Source organism: Providencia sp. CIM-Carb-044 (genome assembly GCF_033901115.1).
GTDB lineage: Bacteria > Pseudomonadota > Gammaproteobacteria > Enterobacterales > Enterobacteriaceae > Providencia > Providencia hangzhouensis.
On sequence record NZ_JAXADV010000001.1, the window covers coordinates 508,865 to 534,295 of the forward strand.

Consider the following 25,431-nt stretch of genomic DNA (forward strand, 5'->3'; position numbering starts at 1 on the left):
GGGTAAACCCGCTAGATATATCTAGGAATACCTGTTAAGTATGACGCTGTAGCTGTGTTGGCTGCACTCAGCCCCCCAAGTCACATACTGATGTATGCTCCTTGGGATACCTTCGTTTTGCCGCCTTGCTACAACGCGAACTATTTAGGGTAAACCCGCTAGATATATCTAGGAATACCTGTTAAGTATGACGCTGTAGCTGTGTTGGCTGCACTCAGCCCCCCGAGTCACATACTGATGTATGCTCCATGGGATGTCTTCGTTTTGCCGCCTTGCTACAACGCGAACTATTTAGGGTAAACTGACTTAATATTATTAGGTAACCCTATGAATTCGATTAGGTTAAACCCGTCAAGTATTATTACGGTAAACCTAACTCATATTATTAGGGTAAACTTAAGTCTGAATTAAGGTTGCTCCAATAAAGTTCACGTTATAGCGCCAAGACTGCAAATAACTCTGGAACAGCGAGAAATTAATAATTTTGTTGTTAAATAGGGCACAATCATGATTGTGCCCGTCGTGTCGGTTTATTGACGAAGAATTAAATTAATCCAGTACTAATTAAAATTTCCCACCAACCTAAACCGATAGTCATGTGAACAAATAAACTAATGAAGGCAACTAACCCGCCGATGATCCACCAAGAACGGATATCGTTATAACCTGCACCGAATACGATAGGTGCTGCTGCACCGCCATAGTGCGTTACGCTTCCGCCATAAGCATTCGAGAACAGTAAGCCCAGAGCGAGCAACATCGGAGGAGCCCCTGCAACCATACCTACAGTGGCAAATACCGGCACCATGGCTGCAACGTAGGCACCACCAGAGGCGAATAAGTAGCGAATGGCAACACTGATGAACATGATGACAAAGAAGGCCAGCATCGCTTGGTCACCGAAAGAAAGGTATTGGCTCATGGTATCTGCGAGCCACTTGAAGAAGCCTGCTTTTGTGAGTACGCCTGACATACTGATAATACCACCGTACCAAATCAGGGTATTCCAGCCGCCTTTATTCTTCAGTACGTCATCCCAAGTTACAACACCGAGGATCAGGGTTAATGCCATGACCGCAATCGCGACGCTAGACGCGCTAACACCGATAAGGTCAGAGAAAATCCAGCCGCACAGCGCGATAACAAAGACAATCCCCAGCAATTTTTCACGCATAGTCATTGGACCTAAATCTTCAAGGCCTTTGGCTGCGATCTCTTTGTTATTCACCTTTTTCAACTCAGGCGGATACAGTTTGTAGATCATTAACGGCGTCAAAATCAGCATGATTAAACCCGGTACAGAGGCGGCAAGTGCCCATCCGCCCCAACTTAAATGGATGCCCATAATGTCACTCATCATGGCAAGGGCGAGTGCATTCGGCGCCATTGCTGTCAAGAACATATAGCTGGTGGTTTTGGTCACCATATACACGTTGACGAGGAGGTAGTGACCTGCTTTACGTGGGCTTTTTTCTGGATCAGACCCTAAAGCAACGGCCACACTATTGATAATTGGGAAAACAATTCCCCCAGCACGTGCTGTATTCGATGGCGTCGCAGGAGCGATAATTAAATCAAGGATTGCGGTTACATAACCAAGCCCTAATGTTGTACCGCCTAATTTACCAATCAAAATATAAGAAAGGCGTTTACCTAAACCAGTAATAACAAAGGCAGCACTCAGAGTAAATGCAGCAAATACAAGCCATGTCGTACCGGATGCATATCCGCTTAAAACTTCGCTTGCTTTGACATCTTTAGTACCCGTTACCCCAATAATTACCGCACTTGCAGCAATCGTGGCTAATAAAATAACAGGCTCTGAATATGGTTTAAGTACCAGCCCAACAATGGCGGCAAGATAAAGACCGAATAGCAACCACGCAATATGTGGTAGACCCGCTGGTGTTGGTATTAAAGCAATAATAATTGGAATGGCTATTAACACGAATAGCTTCCATATTTTTTCTTTTTGCATAAGCCAATTTCCTTGATTAAATCAATATTAAATTTATTTAATATTAAATTGAATGAACTTTAATATTAGGAATTTGTTAAAGTGACGATATTTTAAATATGGCTGTATCTTGAGTGAATAAAATGATTTTAATTCTTCATTAGTAATTCACCCTAAGGTATATAATTTAGTTAAATAGTTAATTGGTTTTTATTTGGTTAAATTGTTTTATTTTTTAAATTATTCCTATTTTATTAGTATTAAAAAATCACTTAATGTTAAATAAAAGAATGATTGGGTAATCGCGCAAAGAACCAAGTTAGAATTAATAAGTCTGCACTTCCCCCTGGGCTCACATTTAGCTGAATACATTCATTATCAAAATGTTTAACTTTAACTAAGTCATCACAGGTATTGATACCAGCAATTAATAACTGTTCCGCCCGTTGTTTTACCCATGCTAAGCCGTTGACACCCCCACGGTTGACAATATTCGTATCGTCATTCAGGCTCATTAATAGAATCAAGGTATCAAGTAGGGCAATATCGGCTAGTTTGCCTTTAGCGAGTTGCTGTAAATAATAAGGAAGTGAATGTTTGATTACTAACGAGTAACCGCCTTCGGCTTCACCTCTTGCACCGGTTAGCCCATGGCTCTGATATAAACGCTGGCCTGCGGTGGGTTTTTCGGTTTTTTGTTTAAGTTCATTGGTAATTCCCTTACACATACTAGCAACCAATAAGCTGACATTTTCCGGTGAGACACATTGTTGTTGTGCAATCAAACGGCCTATTGCGGTTAAGACTAAACCTAAGGAAAAAATACTGCCTTTATGGGTATTAACGCCTTTTGTTGCACGGAACATCGACCTTTCGCAATCCATACCAATAGGGCGAATGTAAGGTAATAGCTGCGCTATAGGGCAATTTTTATATTGAGCGCCTGCCTGTAAAAATCGTGGAAAATGTGTCGCGATGGCATTGGCACTTAAATGAAAGTCAGTCAGTGCCATATCTTTATGGGCACCGGTATTGTGTTTATCAACTAACCCGGGCTTAGGGGTTAAATTCACTTCGGCCAACATCGCTTGCCATGCTAATTGGCTGTAATAGCGAGTTAATTTTTCATTGATATGGCTGAGTTGTTTAATAGGTTGCATTTGCTAACTCCTCGATACGATCAAGTATCTCAACCAATGAATGTGTCCGTTGACGAGCACAAACTTTTGCTTCATTTTCACAAATTAAGCATCGTCTTGGTGGAAAATTTAATTGAGATCGCGAATATTGCTGTCCATTCGCATCAAACACATCAAAATCCCATAACCGACCAACAGCAGACGATCCTTCTAGGTGAATTAACGCTTTTTTTATCTCGATAGCATCACCATCAACGGCGACCAAGCATTCCGGCCCCGTTTTGAATGCCCAAGATTGTTGTGATAAAAACACCCACTGCCCGCATGAAGCAATTTGTTCAAGCGCATTTAAGCCCTGATTAAACACATGTCTAACAAGAGAATTGTCTTTGACAGCTCCAGGAAAAACGACAGTAAATGAAATCAAGGTTACCTGATGGAGACCAATCCATGCTTGTTGGCGAGCCTGACGGGCATCACGGCTATCCAACAGTTCAGGTAAAGAAATTTCAAATTGCTCTTGAGTATCAGGCAGTGGGTAAAACATATTTACTCCTTCACTTGATGAACAACATCAATGATTGAACCATCACGATAACGGACAACCGCAACAGCTTTATCTGTAAATTCAATTGGGTTAGGAGTACCGGTTAATAATTGTGCTCGCTCTCTTAACCAGCTCATTGAAACGGTTTTAATACCTTGGCTTTCAAGTTGCTGTTTTAATTCAGGGCGTGCAGGGTTAACCGTAATACCATGGTCAGTGACAAGAATATCGACACTGGAACCTGGTGTAACACAAGTGAGAACTTCATCCACTAACGTTGGAATACGTCCTCGGACAAGCGGAGCAACAATAATTGACAGTTTTGAGGCTACAGCAGTATCACTATGACCTCCAGATGCACCACGAATAACACCGTCAGACCCTGTTAACACATTGACATTAAAGCGTGTATCGATTTCTAACGCACTGAGTACGACGACATCAAGCATATCAACGGAAGCACCTTTCGAATCAAAACAGGCATATTGGTTAGCACTGATTTCAATATGATTCGGGTTGCGAGCAAGTGATTCAGCTGCCGCTTTATCAAAGCTTTGAACATCTAATAATTTGCGAATTAACCCTTTTTCATGTAAATCAACGATAGTTGAGGTAATACCGCCAAGTGCGAAACCAGCTTGAATGTTATGGCGTCTCATTTTATCTTCAAGGAAGCGAGTAACGGCCAAAGAGGCGCCACCAGTACCGGTTTGTAATGAGAAACCATCTTTGAAATAACCGGATTTTTCGATAACATCCGCTGCGGTACGCGCAATCAGAAGTTCACGAGGGTTCGATGTCATACGAGTTGCATCTGCCCCGATTTTATCCGCATCACCCACGCGTTTAACTTTGACGATATAATCGACTTCATCTTGTTTAATACTGGATGGGTTATGGGGGTAATCGAGTATCTCTTCCGTTAACATCACCACTTTTTTCGCAGTTTCAGCGTCAATTTTGGCATAACCTAAAGAGCCACAGCAGGCCGTTCCGGTATATCCGTTTGCATTACCGTATTCATCACATGATGGCACGCCAATAAATGCCACATCAATAACTAGTTCACCGCTATGAATTAGATTGGCTCTTCCACCATGTGAATGGATTTGTACGGGTTCTTCTAACTCACCACGTGAAATGGCTTCAGCGAGCGGGCCTCGGATACCAGAGGTATAAATTTTACGAATAACCCCATGACGAATATGTTCAACAAGTGGTGAATGGCAAGCACTTAATGAACTGGATGCAAGTGTTAAGTTGCGAAAGCCCATCTCTGCAATGACTTGCATCACCATATTGACCGTAAGGTCTCCACCACGAAAGGCGTGATGGAAAGAAATGGTCATACCGTCTTTAAGACCAGAACGGCGAATAGCGACTTGCAAGTCATCACACAATTTGCGATTTCTCGGCTTTTGTACCTGCTGTTGTACTTTACCAATATCTTTAAATTCACGTAGTACATCGTCAGTATTTGGTTGTAAGTAGGCTGATACGCGAGCCTGGCGCTGAGTATTATTTGTCATTTTTATTGCCTCACTCTTCCCGAATTCCTGATAATGCTGCTCGTGATAATACGAGGCGAGCTCTGTCAATAACTGGGCCATCGACCATTTTTCCGTTCAATGAAACCACACCTTTACCTTCAAGGGCTGCGGCATCAGCGGCTTCAACAACACGCTGTGCATGGTCGACTTCTTTTTGAGTTGGTGCATATAAATTATGAAGTAACTCAATTTGTCTTGGGTTAATTAATGATTTGCCATCAAAGCCGAGCTGTTTAATGTGAGCGGCTTCGCGTAGGAAACCTTCTTCATTATTAGCATCAGAATAAACGGTATCAAACGCTTGAATACCTGCTGATCGAGCGGCTTGTAAAATGGCGCACCGAGCATAGAGGAGTTCTACGCCGTCTGGAGACCGCTCGGTGCGCAAATTGCGGACATAGTCCTCGGCACCTAATGCGATGCCTATAAGTCTTGGTGATGAATGAGCAATATTCACAGCTTGAGTGATGCCCATTGGTGATTCAATAGCGGCTAGCAAACCTGTGCTGCCTTCTTCGCGGCCACAGCTTTTTTCTATACGCAAGATTTCACTTTCAATATCAATAACATCTTGTGCCGTATCCGTTTTAGGAAGGCGGACGATATCCGCACCACCGCGAACAACGGCTTCAAGGTCAGCAACACCAAAAGCGGAATCTAATGCATTGACCCGTACAATGGTTTCAATATCTTGATAAAGCGGGTGCTGCAATGCATGGTAAACCAAGCGACGAGCCGTATCTTTTTCGCGCAAAGTGACGGAGTCCTCAAGGTCGAACATTAAAGCATCCGCTTTATAAATAAAGGAATTGCTCAACATAGCTGCATTGGAGCCGGGAACAAACAGCATACTTCTGCGTGTGCGTGATTTTTGTTCTGGAGTCATTACTTGTCCTCCCAAGGCAGATAGTCGATATCACAAGCGCGAGCTAATAAGGCTTCTAAGCGGGCTTTGAGTACGCATTCTAGTGCACCTTTATCATCTACAATGATTTGTGCCCCTTGAATATCATGTTGCTGGATAACTTCTTGTACGATTTTTGCGATAGCATCCCCAAACTGTTTTTCAACACTACTGGTAATTTGTATTGAGACCTCTTGAGTGTCTTCTAGTGGCTCTATGCGAACCATGACATCACTTGATTCAAGTGTGCCAGCTACTGCTGCGTGCTTTATCTTCATATTTCACCTATGGCTAATTCAGAACTTTCGGTGTGGCTTTGAGCAGATGCGACTTGATTGGCGACCATCTCTTGTAAATATTGATAGGTTGCCTCAGGCACAATCGGCTTAATCGCCGCAAGATCTTTTTTAGCGAGCAATCGTCTAACTTGTGAGGCAGAAACAGCCGTTCCATTGATGATTGTTCGCGGAAATTCAATGAGTTCTATAGGTGGAAAATTCATAGCATCGGTTTTTAACCAAAAGCGCATGTCTTGGTTATATTGGTTGGTGACTTGGCAAAAAGGTTCCGAGCCTACGAATCGATGGGTTATCCCTAAAGCAGGGGCAATATATTGACGAAAAATCTTAATATCGATTTCGGTATAACAGTTATTAGCAACTGTTTTATCTTTAATAAAGTAACAAGGAAAAGTCGCTCGAGAAATAATATATTCCGAACCTTTATGAATAGTAAGATTTTCTATTCCTTTGGTTCCTGCTTCAATTAAATTTAATCTAACTTTATAAGGAAAACGTGAGGTATCTTCTTTGACAACGAATAGATGTAGCCAATCACAGGCCTTCGCAGCTTGCTCTATTAAATAACGATGCCCAAGAGTGAAGGGGTTGGCATTCATAACGATTGAGCCAATTTTTTTTCCTTCCTTACGTTGTGCTTTTAAACTTTCGATATAACGTTTTAGATAACAGCAACTATTTTCCATCAATACCATAATATCAGGAACTGTGGCAATGGTATGAAAACCACATTGTTGGAATAAGCTTTCATTTTGAAATTTGGTATAAATAAATAAATGAGTTGTATTATTTTCGTAAGCAAGATTAACCAGTTCTGTTGCTAATTTTAATGCAAGGCCTTCACCTCGAGCATCATCGCTAATAGCAACGCATTTAATAACATTTTTTGCTAATCCTCCACACGCAATTAATTTTTCATTGCGAGAAATCGTAATGAAAACGTCAATACTTGAATCAAGTTCTAAATCGTTTTCCTTTAAAAACTGAGTTATTTCAGCAAGTTTCCTGTTCTCATGACGTTTTACTTGGTTAAACGTTATGTTTTCGAACATAATAGTATCCTGCATCTCATTTAGAGATGTTTTTAAAATGTTGCTAATGTTAAAGTTAATTAAATAAATTCTCTTAGGTTGTTTTTATAAAAACAAATATAAATTTTTATTTAATTACCCTCTCTGATATTTATATTAAAGATACTGTATTTAATATATTTGACCTATTTCATATTTCTCAAATGAGATTGTATTTGTTTAATGGTTTTAAAGTTTTTAATTATTGAATATGTTTTTTATTGCTTGGTTTTAATGTGTTTAATTATTAATATGTGTATTATATCTTTGGCTTGAATCCGATTTATCGGTTATCCTACCATTTTTGAGTTAACAAAATTTTTACTTTTCAGCCAGTAACGAGATATAACATGAAAAAAGAATATACGTTCTCCTCATTGAAAAAAGTAAATTCAGTTTCATTTTCAGTACGAGTATTTTTTCTGTTATTAATAGTTTCTGTTTTTTTAACTCTCGGGCTGGGTAAATATTTTACGGACACAGCTGAAAATCGATTGATTGCGAACATTCAATCGTTAGCAATGAGCCAAGCAAAGCTGATTGCTTCTATTGATGGTGTTGTTCAATCCGTAAAGTATAGAGATATTCCTGGGTTGAAGGTTATTGCTGACAAACTAAACCAAGATTCTAACTACGATTATGTTGTTATTGGTGATGAAAATTCGATTCGTTTGTATCACCCAAATAGTCAAAAAATTGGTTTTCAAATGCAGTGGAACAAACCAGGAGCCTTAGAGAAAGGGGAAAGCTATTTTATCAATGGCGAAGGTTCAATGGGGAATGCTGTTAGAGCAAAAACACCCATTTTTGATGAGCAAGGTAAAGTGATCGGTGTTGTTTCTATTGGCTATCTATCCAACAAAATAGAAACATCACTCAGTGAGTTATTTGTACAAACAGGAGCCACTTTTTTAGGGATACTGATTATATTGCTCTTCTTATCATGGGCATTTTCACGTTTAATTCAAAAACAAATGTTGGGTATGGAACCTGAGGAAATAACCCAATTAGTCTTAGTACAAAAAGGGATATTTGAAGCTGTTTTTGAAGGTGTTATCGCAGTGAATATACAAGGGCAGATTATTAATATTAACTCTAATGCCCGGAAAATGTTATCTCTAAGCAAGCCGCTGGGGCAGTTAACAGGGACTTTTGTGTCGGAGCATATCTCGCCAGCCGACTTTTTTATTACCGATATTGAAACGACTAAACATGATGTGATTTGCGAATTTAATGGCCTAAACGTGATTGCAAACCGGGTGGCCATTCGTGATGGGGAACATCTTGTGGGGGCGGTCATTAGCTTTCGTAGCCAAAATGATATTGAATCGCTAAACTCTCAGTTGACTCAAGTTCGCCAATATATAGAAAGTTTACGTACGTTACGGCACGAGCACCTTAATTGGATGTCAACATTAAGCGGTTTATTGCAAATGAAAGAATATGACCAAGCGTTGGCGCTAATTAAAGGGGAGTCAGAATCTCAGCAACAATTAATTGATACACTCCGTGGACAGTTTTTTGATAAGCAAGTTGCTGGTTTATTATTTGGTAAACACCACCGAGCCAAAGAACTAGGCTTACAATTAAAATTTACTGCGGGTAGTCAGTTACATGAATTACCTGATTCATTAAATAGTACTGAATTTTGTGCCATTTTGGGTAATCTACTCGATAATGCATTTGAAGCAAGTTTGAAAAATAATCAGGGTAATAAGCAAGTTGAGTTATACCTTTCAGATGAAGGAAAGGAGATTGTCATTGAAGTCGCTGATCAGGGATGTGGTTTCCCGTCAGAAATTCAAGACAAATGGTTTGAGCGTGGTGTCACAACGAAAACAGATATAGCAGATAGTCATGGTATCGGGTTATATCTCGTTGCATCTTATGTTAAACGCTGTAATGGTGCAGTGATTATTGAAGAAAATCAACCGCATGGTACAGTATTTTCAATTTTTATTCCGAAAGTGAAGATATAAAATGATCAAGATAAAAATCCTCATAGTGGAAGATGAGTTGCTGCTTGCCGAAATGCACAGCGAATATATAAAAGCCTATCCTGCATGTGACAAAGTTTGGCTTGCAGGTAATCTTGCGGAAGCGAGAAAAATGATTGAATACATGAAGCCAGATCTTATCTTGTTAGACAACTATTTACCTGATGGAAAAGGCATTGACCTAGTTCATGAGTTAATACAAGAAAGAAATAATGCAGACATTGTATTTACGACGGCCGCAAGTGATATGGACACAGTCTCTGAAGCTATTCGTTTAGGCGTTTTTGACTATTTAGTGAAGCCAATTGCTTATGAACGTTTAGGCCAAACATTGGATAGATATATTCAACGTAAATCTGTTGTACAGGAAAATAGCAAAACCAATCAAAGTAAAATTGACGATATGTTTAATACTTATGCGAGAGGGGAATCAAAGGAAGAACTTCCAACAGGTATTGATATCATTACACTTGAAAAAATACTCGCGTTGTTTACTGAACCTGATGTGCAATATACGGCGGAAAGTATTGCTGAAACCATCAAACTCAGTCGTACTACCGCGAGACGTTATTTGGAGTATTGTTTAGCAAAAGATAAAATTGAAGCCGAAATTGAGTATGGCAAAGTTGGCCGACCGCAACGGATTTACCGCGCCAAGTTGTGAGTGTTTGAATTAATAGTATATATCGATAGAAGCTCTGCATTGGTTATAAACAATGCAGATTTTCTGTATCTTACTTATATCAGTGGTACAACAGTAAGTTGGAAAAATAGAGTTTATTGCTGCTGGTTTTTTAAAATTAACACTTTCTTTTCAGCCCGCTCATGGCCTTTAGCGGCTGCGAGTTGATACCAGCGTAGGGCTTTTTTATCATCGGCCTCAACACCCATACCATATTGGTAGCAAGCTCCTGCTGCATATTGCGCATCGGCACTATTTTGCTGAGCGGCTTTGATAAACCAGTGACAGGCTTTTGCTTGGTCGGCTTTGATACCATCGCCGCGCGCATAGATAAGCGCGACATTAAATTGAGCTGAAGCTTCACCTTGTTCAGCAGCTAGGGTTAGCCACTTTATAGCTGATTGGATATCTTTTTTGGTACCTTGTCCAGTTAAGTACAACATACCTAAGCTGTTTTGAGCGGGGGAAAAGCCCAATTCTGCGGCACGGGTAAAATATTGAAACGCGAGAGGGTAGTTTACCTTGTCATACATACCTACTGCTGCTTGGTAGCCTAATAAATACAGCGCTTGTGGATGGTTTTCTTCCGCAAGAGCAAGATATATTTTTTGGGCTTTTTGCGGGGCTTTTGTGATAGCTTTTCCCTCTTCATACCAATAGGCGAGGGTGAGCATCGCAGGTTGAAAATGTTGTTCAGCCGCTTTTTTTAGCCACCGTTCAGCTTCTTCTGGGTTTTTCTCTAATAAATCATTGATGCCATATAAGGTATATTCGGCCATATTCATCTGGCCAATAGGGTCACCACTTTCGGCTGCTATTTTCATCCAATGCAGCATTTGTTTTTCATCTAGCTCTACCCCAGTTCCTTGCTGGTACATCAGGCCAAGGTTAATTTGTGCTTTTGTAAAGCCTTGATTGGCAGAAAGAAGGTACCAATGTAAAGCTTGGTCAAACTGTTGATGAGACTGATAAAACATTCCTAAGTTAAATTGAGCTTCGGCTTGGCCTTGTTCCGCAAGTGCAATTAGCGTTTTTTCATTTATTAGTGGCGTTGTTTCTTCTGCAAAAGCAGGGAGGAAAAATACGTTAATAAAGACAAAACACAATAAAAATATTTTTTTCACATGACATCCTTTGGACTAAGCTCTTAATGGCTACGTTATCTTGTTAGATAAGTTCCTGCAATGATATGAAAGATATTTTATATTAATTCTAATAAATCAAATGGTTAATTATTGCTATTAGCACATTGGGCAAAGAACAGATAAAAATTTTAAAAAAAGATGAACTTTTTTCCTTCTTAGCCAGTCTTATTAGTATCTATATACTGTTTGCTTGCGTAAACATTCATATATTTACCCTCATCATTCATTTCTTTACACGAAGTAATGTAATAATGCACCTACGTAGTGATAGTTTGAATTTAGCAAAAGATCCTTGAGTAGAATGCATTATGCCCAGTTTGTTACTGGGCTTTTTTTTATCCAAAATTCCAGTTTGAATGTCTATTCAGCTGCTATTCTCTAAATCCTTTCTTATCATAAAAGAAAAAAGTGCTCATTTGTTATGGATATTTTTAGTTTCCCATAATGCTTACAGCAATAAATCATAGGGTTATAAATAGGGCGTTATAGTTTCACTATAGAATAATATTCTTAACATTTAATAAACAAATGACTAATTAGTAATCGATAATAATTTGGCAATTTTGTAAAAAATTGAAGCAAATCACGATTAAATTCAATTCAAGCAGTAATTAATACTAGCTAATTCTTTAATTTTGGTGCATAAATAACGTATATGGCTTAATTGATTATTGGGTTCTTGGCGGGTTATCTGTCAGTTAATGTTGAATAAATAATCAAATATGCTTTAACTCATTGAATTTATGTTTGAGATCCATAAACAAGTCTACACACAGTTTTGTTTGTTTTGAGGTCAGGGAATGATACTCCTCCTACCAAAAGTGAATCTTTTCAACTTTGAATTCTTGAGATCATAACAATGCGAGAGCGCATAGAGCGTTCCGTGGTTTTTTTGCATATGTACAGGTTGTACTAGAGGTAACTTGTGTCCACAACAAATAATAAAGAGGAAGTTAGTCTTAACGCGTTTAAGCAACCTCGCTCATTCTATCTTATTTTTTCTATCGAGCTCTGGGAACGTTTTGGTTACTACGGTCTTCAAGGGATCCTTCCAATATACCTAAGCCAAGTGCTGGGTATGTCAGAAACAGAATCAATTACACTTTTCTCAGCGTTTGCAGCATTAGTTTATGGCTTTGTTGCAGTTGGCGGTTGGTTAGGGGATAAAGTTCTTGGAACAAAACGTGTCATTGTCCTTGGAACAATCACTCTGATTGCAGGGTATGCATTTGTTGCTTTCTCAGGGCATGATGTATCGATGGTCTATGTTGGTTTAGCAACCATTGCAGTTGGTAATGGTTTATTTAAAGCGAATCCATCATCACTCTTATCGACCTGCTATGAAAAAGATGACCCACGGTTAGACGGCGCATTTACCATGTATTATATGTCCGTTAATATTGGTTCATTCTTCTCAATGATTGCAACGCCATGGTTAGCAAAACATTATGGTTGGGATGTCGCGTTCTCTCTTAGTGTTGTGGGCCTGATTATCACATTGATTAACTTCTATATGTGTAAAAAATGGGTTTCTCAACATGGCTCAAAACCTGACTTTGCTCCTGTTGTTCTTTCAAGATTAGTTGCTACAGTAGCAGGGGTTATTGCATTAATCGCGATTTCTACATGGCTATTGCATAACCTCGGTATCGCTCGTACAGCATTAGCGATTATTTCTTTGGGTATTCTAGTTATCTTTATCAAAGAAACATTAGCACTGAAAGGTACGGCTCGCCGTCGAATGATTGTTGCATTAATTTTAATGCTTGAAGCGATAGTATTCTTCGTTCTTTATAGTCAAATGCCGACATCATTAAACTTCTTTGCATTACATAACGTAGAGCATGAGGTTTTTGGCTTTTCTATTGAACCCGCACAATACCAAGCTCTGAATCCATTATGGATCATGATTGGAAGCCCAATTTTAGCCGCGATTTATAATAAAATGGGCGATAACTTACCAATGCCACATAAATTCGCGATTGGTATGTTGTTATGTTCTGCTGCATTCTTAGTTTTGCCATTAGGTGCAAAATTTGCAAATGAAGCGGGGATTGTTTCTGTTGAATGGCTGGTTATTTGTTACGGTTTCCAAAGTATTGGTGAGCTGATGATCTCAGGCCTTGGTCTTGCGATGGTAGCTCAGTTGGTTCCACAGCGTTTAATGGGCTTTATTATGGGCGCATGGTTCTTAACAAACTCAGCGGCCGCATTTATTGCAGGGTACGTTGCTTCAATGGCAGCAGCACCAGAAGGTGAACTTACCAGCAAAGTCGAATCTTTGGCTGTGTACAGTGACGTATTCTTGAAGATTGGTTTAGTGACTGGTGTGATTGCAATTGTGATGGTTTTAACCGCTCCGATGTTAAATCGTATGACTCTTGAGCGTTAATTTTCATCTTAAATCGCAGTAATCAAAAGGGCTAAAAAGCCCTTTTGATATATGTGACATACGGTAATAGACGTATTAATTAAAATAGCGATTATTAATCAGTTTTAGCGAGCGGTCACTACCATTAACCAAAATGGTATTTGAAATACGGCTGTACGCATCTATTGATACACCATCCATCAAGATGGTTGGTGTGATAGCTGTGGCGGCAAATATGACATCAGAAGTACTCACCATCTGGTCTAAAGATAGCACTTCACCAATTTCTAACCCCATTTGTTGACAGCGCAATATTTCTTGTGCCGCGAGTTGTTTGTTTTCTTCGCTATTTCCTTTGGCTTTATCTCGCGAAATTAGTCTTGCTTGCATATCACCGCCTAAAGCACGAGCGATAGCTGCACTGATAATGCCTTCAGGAGCGCCGCCAGTTCCATACATCATATCAATGGGATGTTCAGGAAGGATAGTAAGTAATGAGGCGAGGACATCACCATCAGGGATGGTAATCACATTAGCACCAAAACTACGGATAGTTTTAATAATATGTTGATGGCGAGGTTTATCAAGCACTGCGATTGAAAGATTTGAAATGGGTTTATTAAGTGCAGAAGAAAGGAATTCTAAATTTTTTTCTAGGGGATTTGCCAGATGAACGGCCCCTTTAGCGGCAGCCCCAACAACAAGTTTTTCCATATACATATCAGGTGCTTGAAGTAGTGTTCCTGTTGGAGCCGCGGCAAGTACGGCAATGGCATTTTTTTCATTACACGCTACCATACGTGTTCCATCGATAGGATCTACCGCAATATCTAAGCCAATAGAACCTGATTTTTTGCCAACTTGTTCGCCAATATATAACATGGGAGCGTCGTCGATTTCACCTTCACCAATGACAATTTTACCGTGAAAATCAATTTCATTTAGGCGATTTCTCATCGCTTCTACAGCGGCTTTATCTGCGGCATTTTTATCTTGTTTTCCCACCCAATCGAAGGCAGCCACTGCTGCAACCTCGGTAACGGAAGCGATAGCAGAAGCTAACTCATCACTAATTTTCATTTTTTGTTCATATCCCAGATGTATAAAAGAAAAGTACCTATCACTATGATACGTTTTTTGTGATCTGTCTGGCAAATAATGGGTGATTAAATCATCAGAGAATTTGGCGCCATAATGAAATAGTCGCCTAAATATAGGCGACTATTTATTTGATAATTAAAGCATTTCGACGATAGTGATACCACCGATAATCGAAATTAATGCGGCTAATGTACTTAATAACACGGTTCCTGCTGAGGTTTCAGTGTAGGCTTGGTTGCTAATAGCCAATGCGGGAACTGCGGTCGCCGTGGGTAGTACACCAATGATAAACGCGGCTTTAAGTAAATCATCTTGTAAACCTAAGGCGAGTCCAGTGCCTAAAATGAGTGCGGCTTGAACAAAATTTTTAATAAAGACGTTAAATATAATTTCCTTACTAATTGTAAGTTTGATCCCTGAAAGGAGCAGACCAAGGAAGAATAGAGCGACTCCGCCCGCGGTTTTGCCCAATTCGTTTACCGAGTTTTGTAATATTTCAGGTAATTTAACACCTAAAATAGCGAGTATTGCGCCTAGAATCGGGAGAAAAACTAAGGGTTGAGCAATGGCTTTAGCAACTGATTTTAAGATACTGTTACCTTGCTGTGATCCGCTGATCATTAATAGAGTAAATGGGATAATAATAACGGTATAAATCAGGTTACCTAATACCATAGCTATCAAGCCTGATGACCCGACAGTTGCAAGTAATACAGGTGGCCCACAGTAGGCCATATCAGGAAAAGACACCGATAGTGCTTGCATAGCCGCATCTTTTTTAGTGTGGCGAAAAATAAACTTACCAAAAATAAAACCAATCACATACGTTGCAATTAGTCCTACGGCTAGCGCTAATAAATAGTCAATATTGAGTAATACTGAAGGCGGTGCTTGTGCGGCTGCAAGAAATAATGCAAACGGTAATGCTATTTTAACCACAAAGTCAGCAAAGGCTTGGGAATACTCTCGTTTGATAAACCCATATTTACCCGATAGCCAACCAACGGCTAATCCAAGAACTATGGGCCCTAAAGCGGCAAGTATAATGTGAATTAGCATTAAAAACTCTCCTGATATTTTTTGGTAGGTTTTGCTTTATAAAAGTCAGTAAAATGACAGTTAATATTTTCCCTTGTGGTTACTTTTATTTAAATTAAAGAACATATGTTTTTAGCAATGTTTAATAAAGAAACTAATTAATGTAATTTTAAATAACTATAATCATTTAAGGATAGTAATTATTAGATTAATATATTGATGTTAAAGGTGTTGTATACATAACATAATAAAAATAATAGTACTAATAAAATTTTATTAGTACTATTATGAGTATCAAAAACAGAACATCAAAAAATATAGGCGCTTAATCAATTGTTTGTTTTTTATGAGCGAAATAATCATTAAACGATGATTAAGGGTTTTCTTAGTTACTAAAATGACTAATGAGAGTATTAATAAATCATCAAAGAAAGGTATTGTTTCTTTTACCAGAAGTATACCTAAAGCAGGATGTAATGAATTATTTTGTAACAGTTTATTACATTTGGTTGGCAAGGGGATCAATGCTATCTACACTAGCAGTAATCACAGCCTTTATTTTCCAGATTCTAAATTGTGAATTTTTTTATGAGGAAACCTATTTGTGGACACTTGGATACTAATAGGACTTGTATTCGTTTTCCTGCTAGTGCTAGCTCCGATACTTGCTATCATTGCCATCAATCGAACAGGTCGGATGCAGTACCAAATTTCGCTGTTAAATCAGAAGGTTTCTTCATTAGAAGCCCAGCTTTTAAACGCTAAATACACGCCAAGTATATCTGTCGATAGTGTGACGTCTTCCCAATCAGGTTTAGATGAAATACAAAATACGCACATAGAGCAAGAGGGGAGCGAATCTCTTTCGGGTGTTGATGCTAAACAAGACAAACAGCAAGAAATTTCCTCAATGAGCCATGTGACTTGTCTGCCAGTTGAAAAAGAGCATGATTTATCGGATACAGAAAACTCGCCTCTCATGAGGGAACAAACTACCCATGAAAATTCCCTTAATCATCCTTTAAGTAATGAAAGTATCAATCCGAATAGGTTTGATAACACGCAAGCACAGCGAGTAGACGCAAATCGGTTTAATCAAAATCAACCTGAGACAAAGCAAAATACTGCCAGTGACGATAAATCAATATTCAATCATTTCTTTAGTTGGTTAATGAAAGGAAACCCGGTTGCTAAAATTGGTATCCTACTGTTATTCCTAGGTGTCGCATATTTGCTGAATTACAGTGTGCAAAATGAAATTATTTCACCTCAAATGCGTTTAATCTTCAGCGCAGTAGGGTGCTTAGCTTTATTAGGTACTGGCTGGTGGCTACGGAATAAAAAGGCATTATTTGGGTTGATTTTACAAGGGGGGGCAATTGGTTGCTTGTATATTACTATTTTTGCTGCATTTAAACTGTATACGATGATGCCTTATGGGATGGCATTTGCTTTTATGTTACTTATTTGCGCGGCAAGTATTGCTTTGGCATTATTGCAACGCACAATTAGTTTAGCTGTTCTTGCATCGATAGGTGGGTATTTAGCACCTATATTGCTTTCGACTGGCGGTGGAAGCCATGTTGTTTTATTTTCTTATTATTTGATGTTATCAATTGGTATCTTAGTTATTAGTGTGTGGCAAGCTTGGCGACCTTTAAATTTAGTTGGTATGGTGATGACTTATGGTGTTGCCATTTTATGGGGGTTAGATAATTACCAGTCAGACTATTATTTATCTTGCCAACTTTTTATTATCGCTAATTTAGTGGTATTTAATGCCTTAACACAGCTATTCTCACTACGCTTTGAACACAGTAAGCAATTGGTTGTTGATAATACACTTCTATTTGTCCCTCCTTTTATCAGTATTGCACTTCAATTCTTTATTTCAGAAGGGGAAGGTTTACTGCCAGCCTTTATTTCACTGATAGTAGGTTTGTTATATCTGATTACTGGTTTACAAGTGCATAAACGCTATAAATCCGCTGGCAAGAATATGGCGTTAGCAAATATTATTATCGGTGCTGGGTTTATCACTTTAGCTATTCCATTAGCGCTAACATTTGAGTGGACCTCGATTATTTGGTCATTAGAAGGGTTGTTAATCCTCTGGTTCGGTTTACAGCAAAACCAGAAAAAAATGGCGGCTATCGGCTCGTTATTAATTGTTATTAGCGCAATCACTTTGTTAAGTGATTATCCTTATTTATATTGGAGTCGTAGTAGTACTTATATGGTTCCTGTGCTATTAATAGCCTGCTTTATGGCTGGTGGGCTTTTCCATATTCGTCGTAAAGAAGACAGTAACTTTACTTTATTTAGTTATGGTTTCTTAATTATTGGTTTGGTGACTTGGTTGTGCTGGTTACCGTTATTTACTGATATTTTATCATGGAGCCGTGAGTCTGAAGGCTTTATTATTCTAGTCTTGGTTGTTATTTCAGTTTGGTTCTGGCGTTTATATGCTATCTATATTAATTGGGTACCTTTGCTACTTTGCCAGTCTATTCTATGGATTGCAGGTTATTATTATCTTGGTTTAGATTTCTTAAACGACCAAAACCCAATGGGGCGTGGTGAAGGTTCTCTCATATGGCCAGTTGTTTTAGGTAGTTCTGTTTTATTTGTTATTCATGCATATAAGCTTCGTGACCGTTGGATGCAAAGAATACTCCATAGCGCCAATTTATGGCTAATTCTTGCATTTATTACCACTCAAGTAAATTGGTTCGTCTCCATTTTACCTTGGGGCATGCACGAAATGGGATATTTTATTTATGTCATGGCCATAACGCTAACTGTTATTGTTCTCTATTGGCTACAACAAAATAGAATGCCACCGATGAAACGTAATGGACTGATTTATTGGTATTCGATGACTCCTGTTGCTATCGGGCTAATTATATTGTCCGGCTATGCTAATTTAGAAGATGGTAAATTGACATTTTGGAATTATATACCGTTAATCAATCCATTAGATGAAGCTGGGTTATTTAGTATCGCTACGTTAGTTTTAATACGTAAAGGGCTTTCTCAAAAAATACGTAAAGTAACAGCGGTTAACTTTTGGGTTTTACGTAGTTTGTTAGTAGTCACAATTGCACTTTCTGCTTATTGGTTTAACGGTATTTTAATTCGTGCAATAGCAGATTTTGCTGAGCTAAATTGGAGCTATGACACACTTTATGATTCACGCTTAGTGCAAACTGTACTTTCTATCAGTTGGGCACTGGCTGCCTTAGCCTGCATTATTATTGCCTCTATTAAGAAAAATCGAATTTGGTGGTTTATGGGGGCTGGTATTTTTGCTTGTGTTATTGCCAAGTTATTCTTAATTGATATATACGGGCAAGGTGGTATTTCTCGTGCAATTTCTTTTATTGGTGTTGCATTATTAATTTTAATTGTTGGGTATTTTTCGCCATTACCACCAAAAGATACAAAAGGGAAAGTTGAAAAGGAGATACAACCATGAGTTTAATTAAAAATACAGGACTAGTAAGGCTCATTGCAGTCTTCTCATTGTCATTATTGTTCTCAAGTCATTTGAATGCAGAGGCAGTAGAAGAGGTTACTCCTTATAGTTTTTATCAAGGCTCAGAAATAAATGTGCTTGATTCATCGGCTCCTTTTTACTGGTTAGAGCTTCCCGTAAATGCGTATATGAACTCAGCGTACCCCAAAACGTTGCAAGATGTTCGAGTCTTTAATGGTACTGGTAATGAAATACCTTCAGTATTATTTTCTGATACGGAAAAATCCGTTTCAAATGAAAAGATCATTTTTACACCACAGCGTTTGGTCACTCAGGTTGATAGCGTTAACTCCCATGATGATGTGCGTAGAGAAAAGCAACATCTATTAGTAGAATCTATCCCTGGCAAAGTGAATAGAATTGAGTTGCCTAGTATGCAAGTTAAAGACAACGTGGCTTATCAGGCTTATTTATTAACGAAAAATCAAAGTCAAACTAAAGATACGCCAATTAAAAACCTAGTATTAGACTGGGCTAAAAGCGAGAAAGAATGGCAGGCAAAGGTATTTGTTTTTGCCAGTGACGACAAAGAAAATTGGCTAAATATAGCAACAAATCAGCCGATTATGAATTTGAAGTTAAATTCAGAAACTATTGCAAGCAATAATATTGAGTTATTAAATGGCAACTCAAAGGCATTGAATGCACCTTATCTTATGGCTGTAATAGTAAGTGGTCCAGATATTGTTATACCTGACTTATTAAAGGTCAATGCGACCTCTAGCGTGCTTAATTCAACTTATCGTCAAGAACTATTTCATTTTGAGATGACGAATGATGGTGTTTCAAAAGATCATATAATATATCAATTACCAAGAGCACAGCCACTGAGTGAATTACAAATACAATTGCAACAATCAAACCGTGTGATCCCACTAAAAATAGAGTATTCATCTGATAGAGGTGAAAGCTGGAAATTACTCACTAACATTGTTGCATATAATCAAACAATAGATGGTGATTTAATTAGCAATCCGAGCACAGCGCTCTATGGTGAAATGGTAGGGAAAGTAAGAATCTCAGCTCTCAAAGGGAGTTGGGAGGATCAGCCACCAAGGCTAACGGGAAAACGAGATGCTTATAACCTTATTTTTAATTTGCAAGGTCCCGCTCCGTATTTACTTGTTTGGGGGAATAAACAAGCTAGTTTTGATGAATTGACCACAAGCCAGCTTGTAGGGAAACCAGATAGCGTTGATGAGTTAATGACAAATTATCCTCAGCTATTTCTTGATAATACAATCATTGAGTTGGGTGGTGTAGATAGGCTAACTATAACGGAAGTGGTTGACGGTAGTTTTAACTGGCTGACGATTACCTTATGGGTATTGTTATTTGTTGGAATATTAGTACTAATATATTTCTGCTGGTATTTGTTAAGAGAAGTCAATTCCACAGATAAGGCGAATCATGAAGAATTATAACTAGATATTGGTATTAACCAAATAGGGAATAGTACCACCCTATTTGGTTTCGATTTACGTCATTGACAGTTCTGACGTCTCTTTACTTAATCATGAGAACACTTACTTATAGCCTGTTTTTTCTGACAGGGATTTGCGCTAAAACAGTCATAACGGAATAGGAGATAATGATGAAAAAAACATTACTAGCTCGTATATTTATTATGATCGTTATTTTGACTGGCTTTTCAATAGCGGCTCAAGCTGCGAATAATACAGTATTAACAGAAATTATAGCGCACAATAAAGTAGCGTATGAGTATGTGTTACAAAATACAGACCAAAATGAAGCAGATATAGAGTTTGAACGGGAAGCGAAAGAACTTGATAGTTCTCAGTTGCGTAATATTGTTAACGATAAACGTTTTACTGGCCGACAATTCAGAATACATGAAAAGTAAGTCATATCTGAATTTTTTGCTGTAAACATGCGTATATTGAGTAATAAATCTACGACCTACATAAAGGAAATTCTATGCATCAAGGCCAATGTTTGTGTGGTTCTGTAAAAATCACAACAGCAAAAGATATTAGTCATGTCAGTGTATGCCATTGTGGAATGTGTCAAAAATGGAATGGCGGCCCTGGCTTTAGTGTTGATTGTGGTAACGATTTAATGGTAGAGGGGCAAGAGTCTGTGTCAATTTTTGCATCATCTCAATGGGGAGAACGTGCATTTTGTAAGAATTGTGGTTCACACCTTTTTTATCATTTACTCACACCTTCAACATATTATGCATCAGCAGCTTTATTTAAAGAGAGTAAAGATGCGCAAATGAGTATGCAAATTTACATAGATAGTAAGCCCAAATATTATAACTTTGTTGAAAGAACACCCATGTTGACAGAGAAAGATATTATGGAAATGATGTCCCCATCATCGGATTAAACTCTGTGGCTATAGATTTAATAGTAAGTAATAAGGAATGCAGTGGCAGTCGATCAGACTATATTTTTTGATTCTATTCGTTAAATTGACCTCTTATTTGTCATGCGGTCGACTTAAATTTGTTTTACAATTAAGGTAATGACTAGGTTTAGAAGTTGTTCAGAGGAATAACAAATGAATAGTATGAAAGGAATGCGTCATGCGAGTAATATCGCGTGGGTACTACAATGGATATTAAATATTGGCTTGATCTCACTCGCTGCCGTACTTGTATTCTTTTTAGCTAAAGAAACGGTGACAATGGCTTCATTAATGTTTGGTAGCTCAAAAGGGGCGACGGCCTATGAGTTGTTAGAAGGCATTGTCATTTATTTTTTATACTTTGAGTTTATTGCCTTGATAATAAAATATTTTATGTCGGGCTATCATTTCCCGTTAAGGTATTTTATCTATATTGGTATTACTGCGATTATTCGTTTAATTATCGTTGATCATAGTGACCCTATGACAACTTTGTTGCATGCAGGGGCGATTTTGGTACTAGTCGTTGCACTTTATATTGCAAATACTGAAAAATTAAAGCGTGAATAACATACATTAGTGTAATTTACTTGCATACAAAAAAAGTGTAATTATTATTCCTTTTTTTGTATGCGCAGACTCGAAGTCAAATACTTAAGTGATATACCCTGCATTTAAATCTATAAGTTAATAAAATTTAAGATATGTAATTTTTGGTAATTAAAATTAATATAAATAATTCTAATATTTTATTTTGTAACTGGTTTATCCTGTAAAAACTAATCACAAAAATATTTTACTTTTATATATAGGTTATTTACTGTTATAAAGTTTCTATTCTAATAACATAAGTAGCTTGTAAATATGACAACAAAAACACTTCCCAAGAAAAAAGGGTTCTTAAACCGTGTCGAGCGCATCGGTAATGTTATGCCTGATGTGACTATGCTGTTTGTGTACGCCCTGATTATATGTTGGTTTTTATCTTATCTGCTTTCTTTCGTAGATTTTAGTTATTACCATCCTATTTCAAAAGAAAAAATTGCTATAGTTAATATGTTTCAGTATGAGGAAATCATATTATTTATCACTGCGGCAGTTAAAAACTTCATTAATTTCCCTCCTCTTGGTATCACGATAGTGGCAACATTAGGTATTGGTATTGCTGAAAGCAGTGGTTTCATTAATACCGCATTGAAAAAAATGTTGTCGTTTATTTCACCAAGAATGTTAACGCCTACAGTGGTGTTTGTGGGGATTGTTTCTCATATTGCTTCAGATTCTGCCTATGTCATTTTAATGCCAGTTGCAGCAATGATGTTTTATGCGAGTGGTCGTCATCCATTAGCTGGGATTGCTGCTGCATTTGCAGGCTTAGCGGGGGGATTTACTGCAAGCTATACGCCATCAATTATTGACCCAATAATGCAAAGTTTTACGCAAGATGCTGCACAAATGCTAGCGCCGGGTTATAGCGTAAATGTTTTATGTAACTATTTCTTTAGTTTGGGTGGTACATTCGGGGTTATTTTTACCTGTTGGTTTATCACTGAGAAGATTGTTGAACCATGGCTAAATAAAAACTGCCCAATCAGTTCAAACGAAGTTGATACTGATTCTGAAAAAAATTTAGGTAAAATTACTGCTGCTGAGAATCGTGCTTTTCGTATTTCTGGTTTAGTACTAATTGCTTTAGGTATCGGATTATTTGCACTATTATGGCCAGAGAACTCTCCATTACGTGGGCCTGATGGTAGCTTAACTAGCCCTAAAGCACCTATCATGCAAATTGTTGTGCCTTTATTATTTATTTTCTTTGCTTTGCCAGGCATTGTTTATGGTTATATGACGAAATCTTTTACATCAACAAAAGATGTTGTCAAGGCAATGGAAAATATTACTAAGTCACTTATCCCATTTATTGTTTTTGCTTTTTTTGCTGCCCAATTTTTATATTCGTTCCAACATTCTAATTTAGGCACATTATTAGCGCTTTCAGGGGCAGAGTTATTACGTACACTTGATATGCCATCTGGAATGACCGTTTTTGGCGTTATTCTATTAACGGCTATCTTAAATATTATGATTACTTCTGCGACATCAAAATGGGCAATTATGGCGCCAGTATTAGTGCCTATGCTAATGGCAGTCGGAATTTCACCTGAATTAACACAAGCGGCATTTCGTGTCAGCGACTCTGCAATGAATGTGAGCACACCGATGTTTCCGTTTTATCCGTTAATCCTGATGTATTGCCAGAAATACTATAAAAATGCAGGAATAGGAACATTGTGCTCAATGATGATCCCATTCACCGTTGGGCTATTAATTATTTTAACTTCAACATTATATTTATTCTGGGCTTTTGATATCCCAATTGGTTTCGACAGTGGTTACACATGGCATCCTGCACCATAAGTAGGGCCAATACCCTACCTATTAAATAGGTAGGGTAAATATAGTTAATGCAAGGAATATAAAATGAACGAATTAGGTAAGCAATTAGAGCAGCGTTTTTACCGCTATCTCGCTATTGAAAGCCAAAGTGACGCAGCAAGCACGGTTGTTCCAAGCACAGAAGGGCAACGTGAGCTGGCAAAATTATTAGCGCAAGAGCTTGAAAGTTATGGTTTGAAAGATGTTTATATCGATGACCATGCCATCTTATATGCAATGCGCCCAGGCAATAAGCCTTCAGCGCCAAAAATAGGTTTTGTGACTCATTTAGATACTGTTGATGTTGGGTTATCTCCCATCGTTAAGCCTCAAACCTTAAGATATGAAGGCAAAGATTTATGTTTAAATGAAAAAGAAAATATTTGGTTTAAATCAGATGAGCACCCTGAAGCTGCACCTTATATCGGTGAAGAGATTATTTTTAGTGATGGAACTAGCGTACTTGGCGCAGATAATAAAGCCGCTGTAACGGTTGTCATGGAATTAATGAATAAGCTGCAATATGCCGATTTTGATTGTGGGGATATCTACGTTGCGTTTGTACCCGACGAAGAAATTGGCCTACGCGGTTCTAAAATTATGGATTTATCCCGTTTTAACGTTGATTTTGCTTATACCATTGACTGTTGTGCTCTTGGTGAGGTTGTGTACGAAACGTTTAATGCTGCTTCTATTGAAGTTTCAATTAAAGGTATTACCGCACATCCTATGTCAGCTAAGAATGTATTATTGAATCCTATTCGCGTAGCTCATGATTTTATTGGTTGCTTTGATCGTTTTGATACCCCAGAACATACAGAGCATCGCGAAGGCTACTTTTATGTGACAGATTTAATAGCAAATCCTGATAATGCTAAAATTAAAATGGCGATCCGTGATTTTGACCGTCATAGTTTTTCAGCTCGAAAACACTTTATAAAACAAGCGATTGAATTAATAAAAGCGCGTCATCCGCATGCAAAAATTGAGTGCAACATTGTAGATGTGTATAGCAATATTAGCGACTCATTAGGAGATGACCGTACAGCGATTGATTTAATTTTTGATGCATTGAAAATTCAAGAGGTTGAACCTAAGGTGATCCCAATGCGCGGTGGTACGGATGGCTCTGCTTTATCAGCAAGAGGTATCTTAACCCCAAATTATTTTACTGGTGCACTTAATTTCCACTCATGTTTTGAGTTTTTACCAATCAGCTCTTTTGAGAAAAGCTACTTAGTATCAGAAACCATTTGTCGTTTAGTTGGAAAAAAATAACATATC

20 protein-coding genes are annotated in these 25,431 nt (G+C 38.1%); 10 read left to right on the top strand and 10 right to left on the bottom strand.

The window, feature by feature from the left end; genetic code table 11:
* Nucleotides 1-544: 544 nt before the first annotated feature.
* The 7 genes from SJ312_RS02290 to citC form a co-directional block, all read right to left on the bottom strand.
* Nucleotides 545-1,978, bottom strand: coding sequence for an anion permease (locus SJ312_RS02290; RefSeq protein WP_094961208.1), 1,434 nt, complete (start codon nt 1,976-1,978; stop codon nt 545-547).
* A 257-nt stretch (nt 1,979-2,235) separates the two neighbouring features.
* Nucleotides 2,236-3,117 carry a triphosphoribosyl-dephospho-CoA synthase CitG gene (citG, locus tag SJ312_RS02295; RefSeq protein ID WP_110591570.1) on the bottom strand — a complete coding sequence of 294 codons (882 nt, stop codon included), beginning with the start codon at nt 3,115-3,117 and terminating at the stop codon, nt 2,236-2,238.
* The gene (citX, locus tag SJ312_RS02300; protein WP_110591571.1) at nt 3,104-3,643 is read right to left on the bottom strand and encodes a citrate lyase holo-[acyl-carrier protein] synthase; all 540 of its coding nucleotides are present in this window, start codon (nt 3,641-3,643) and stop codon (nt 3,104-3,106) included. The genes citG and citX overlap by 14 nt, the downstream gene beginning before the upstream one ends.
* Nucleotides 3,644-3,645: 2 nt before the next feature.
* Nucleotides 3,646-5,172: a citrate lyase subunit alpha gene (gene citF, locus SJ312_RS02305; RefSeq protein ID WP_096865105.1), complete on the bottom strand. Its 1,527-nt coding sequence runs from the start codon at nt 5,170-5,172 to the stop codon at nt 3,646-3,648.
* A gap of 10 nt (nt 5,173-5,182) precedes the next feature.
* Nucleotides 5,183-6,079, bottom strand: a complete 897-nt coding sequence (citE, locus tag SJ312_RS02310) for a citrate (pro-3S)-lyase subunit beta (RefSeq protein ID WP_004255459.1) — start codon at nt 6,077-6,079, stop codon at nt 5,183-5,185.
* Nucleotides 6,079-6,375 (bottom strand): citrate lyase acyl carrier protein, encoded by a 297-nt coding sequence (citD, locus tag SJ312_RS02315; RefSeq protein WP_004255457.1) that lies wholly within the window; start codon nt 6,373-6,375, stop codon nt 6,079-6,081. The genes citE and citD overlap by 1 nt, the downstream gene beginning before the upstream one ends.
* Nucleotides 6,372-7,448, bottom strand: coding sequence for a [citrate (pro-3S)-lyase] ligase (gene citC, locus SJ312_RS02320; protein ID WP_164560979.1), 1,077 nt, complete (start codon nt 7,446-7,448; stop codon nt 6,372-6,374). The genes citD and citC overlap by 4 nt, the downstream gene beginning before the upstream one ends.
* 368 nt (nt 7,449-7,816) lie before the next feature.
* Here citC and dpiB point away from each other — a divergent pair, with 368 nt between their 5' ends.
* Both dpiB and dpiA read left to right on the top strand, forming a co-directional pair.
* Nucleotides 7,817-9,445, top strand: a complete 1,629-nt coding sequence (gene dpiB, locus SJ312_RS02325) for a sensor histidine kinase DpiB (RefSeq protein WP_094961213.1) — start codon at nt 7,817-7,819, stop codon at nt 9,443-9,445.
* Between the two features lies 1 nt (nt 9,446).
* Nucleotides 9,447-10,127 (top strand): two-component response regulator DpiA, encoded by a 681-nt coding sequence (dpiA, locus tag SJ312_RS02330; protein ID WP_004263346.1) that lies wholly within the window; start codon nt 9,447-9,449, stop codon nt 10,125-10,127.
* 113 nt (nt 10,128-10,240) lie between these two features.
* Here dpiA and SJ312_RS02335 read toward each other — a convergent pair whose 3' ends face one another.
* The gene (locus SJ312_RS02335) at nt 10,241-11,269 is read right to left on the bottom strand and encodes a tetratricopeptide repeat protein (RefSeq protein WP_094961214.1); all 1,029 of its coding nucleotides are present in this window, start codon (nt 11,267-11,269) and stop codon (nt 10,241-10,243) included.
* A gap of 946 nt (nt 11,270-12,215) precedes the next feature.
* On the opposite strand from SJ312_RS02335, the gene dtpA reads away from it, so the two are divergent.
* On the top strand, nt 12,216-13,682 hold the full coding sequence (dtpA, locus tag SJ312_RS02340) for a dipeptide/tripeptide permease DtpA (protein WP_004263350.1): 1,467 nt from the start codon (nt 12,216-12,218) through the stop codon (nt 13,680-13,682).
* A gap of 75 nt (nt 13,683-13,757) precedes the next feature.
* On the opposite strand, the gene glpX is transcribed toward dtpA, so the two are convergent.
* Complete coding sequence (glpX, locus tag SJ312_RS02345) at nt 13,758-14,735, bottom strand: class II fructose-bisphosphatase (protein ID WP_405030019.1); 978 nt, start codon at nt 14,733-14,735, stop codon at nt 13,758-13,760.
* Nucleotides 14,736-14,897: 162 nt separating this feature from the next.
* Nucleotides 14,898-15,821 carry an AEC family transporter gene (locus tag SJ312_RS02350; protein WP_110591574.1) on the bottom strand — a complete coding sequence of 308 codons (924 nt, stop codon included), beginning with the start codon at nt 15,819-15,821 and terminating at the stop codon, nt 14,898-14,900.
* Nucleotides 15,822-16,404: 583 nt separating this feature from the next.
* On the opposite strand from SJ312_RS02350, the gene SJ312_RS02355 reads away from it, so the two are divergent.
* The 7 genes from SJ312_RS02355 (at nt 16,405) to pepT (ending at nt 25,425) form a co-directional block, all read left to right on the top strand.
* The gene (locus tag SJ312_RS02355; RefSeq protein WP_319866860.1) at nt 16,405-19,278 is read left to right on the top strand and encodes a DUF2339 domain-containing protein; all 2,874 of its coding nucleotides are present in this window, start codon (nt 16,405-16,407) and stop codon (nt 19,276-19,278) included.
* Nucleotides 19,275-20,762 (top strand): DUF3999 family protein, encoded by a 1,488-nt coding sequence (locus SJ312_RS02360; RefSeq protein ID WP_004263365.1) that lies wholly within the window; start codon nt 19,275-19,277, stop codon nt 20,760-20,762. Before SJ312_RS02355 ends, SJ312_RS02360 begins: the two co-directional genes overlap by 4 nt.
* A 170-nt stretch (nt 20,763-20,932) precedes the next feature.
* Nucleotides 20,933-21,202 (top strand): hypothetical protein, encoded by a 270-nt coding sequence (locus SJ312_RS02365; RefSeq protein ID WP_094961218.1) that lies wholly within the window; start codon nt 20,933-20,935, stop codon nt 21,200-21,202.
* 74 nt (nt 21,203-21,276) lie between these two features.
* Entirely contained in the window at nt 21,277-21,690 is a 414-nt protein-coding gene (locus SJ312_RS02370) for a GFA family protein (protein WP_094961219.1), read from the top strand.
* 183 nt (nt 21,691-21,873) lie between these two features.
* Nucleotides 21,874-22,281, top strand: coding sequence for a phosphate-starvation-inducible protein PsiE (gene psiE / locus SJ312_RS02375; protein WP_172412229.1), 408 nt, complete (start codon nt 21,874-21,876; stop codon nt 22,279-22,281).
* Nucleotides 22,282-22,575: 294 nt separating this feature from the next.
* Complete coding sequence (locus SJ312_RS02380; RefSeq protein ID WP_004263378.1) at nt 22,576-24,129, top strand: AbgT family transporter; 1,554 nt, start codon at nt 22,576-22,578, stop codon at nt 24,127-24,129.
* Between the two features lie 63 nt (nt 24,130-24,192).
* Complete coding sequence (gene pepT, locus SJ312_RS02385) at nt 24,193-25,425, top strand: peptidase T (protein ID WP_319866864.1); 1,233 nt, start codon at nt 24,193-24,195, stop codon at nt 25,423-25,425.
* The last annotated feature ends 6 nt before the right edge of the window (nt 25,426-25,431 follow it).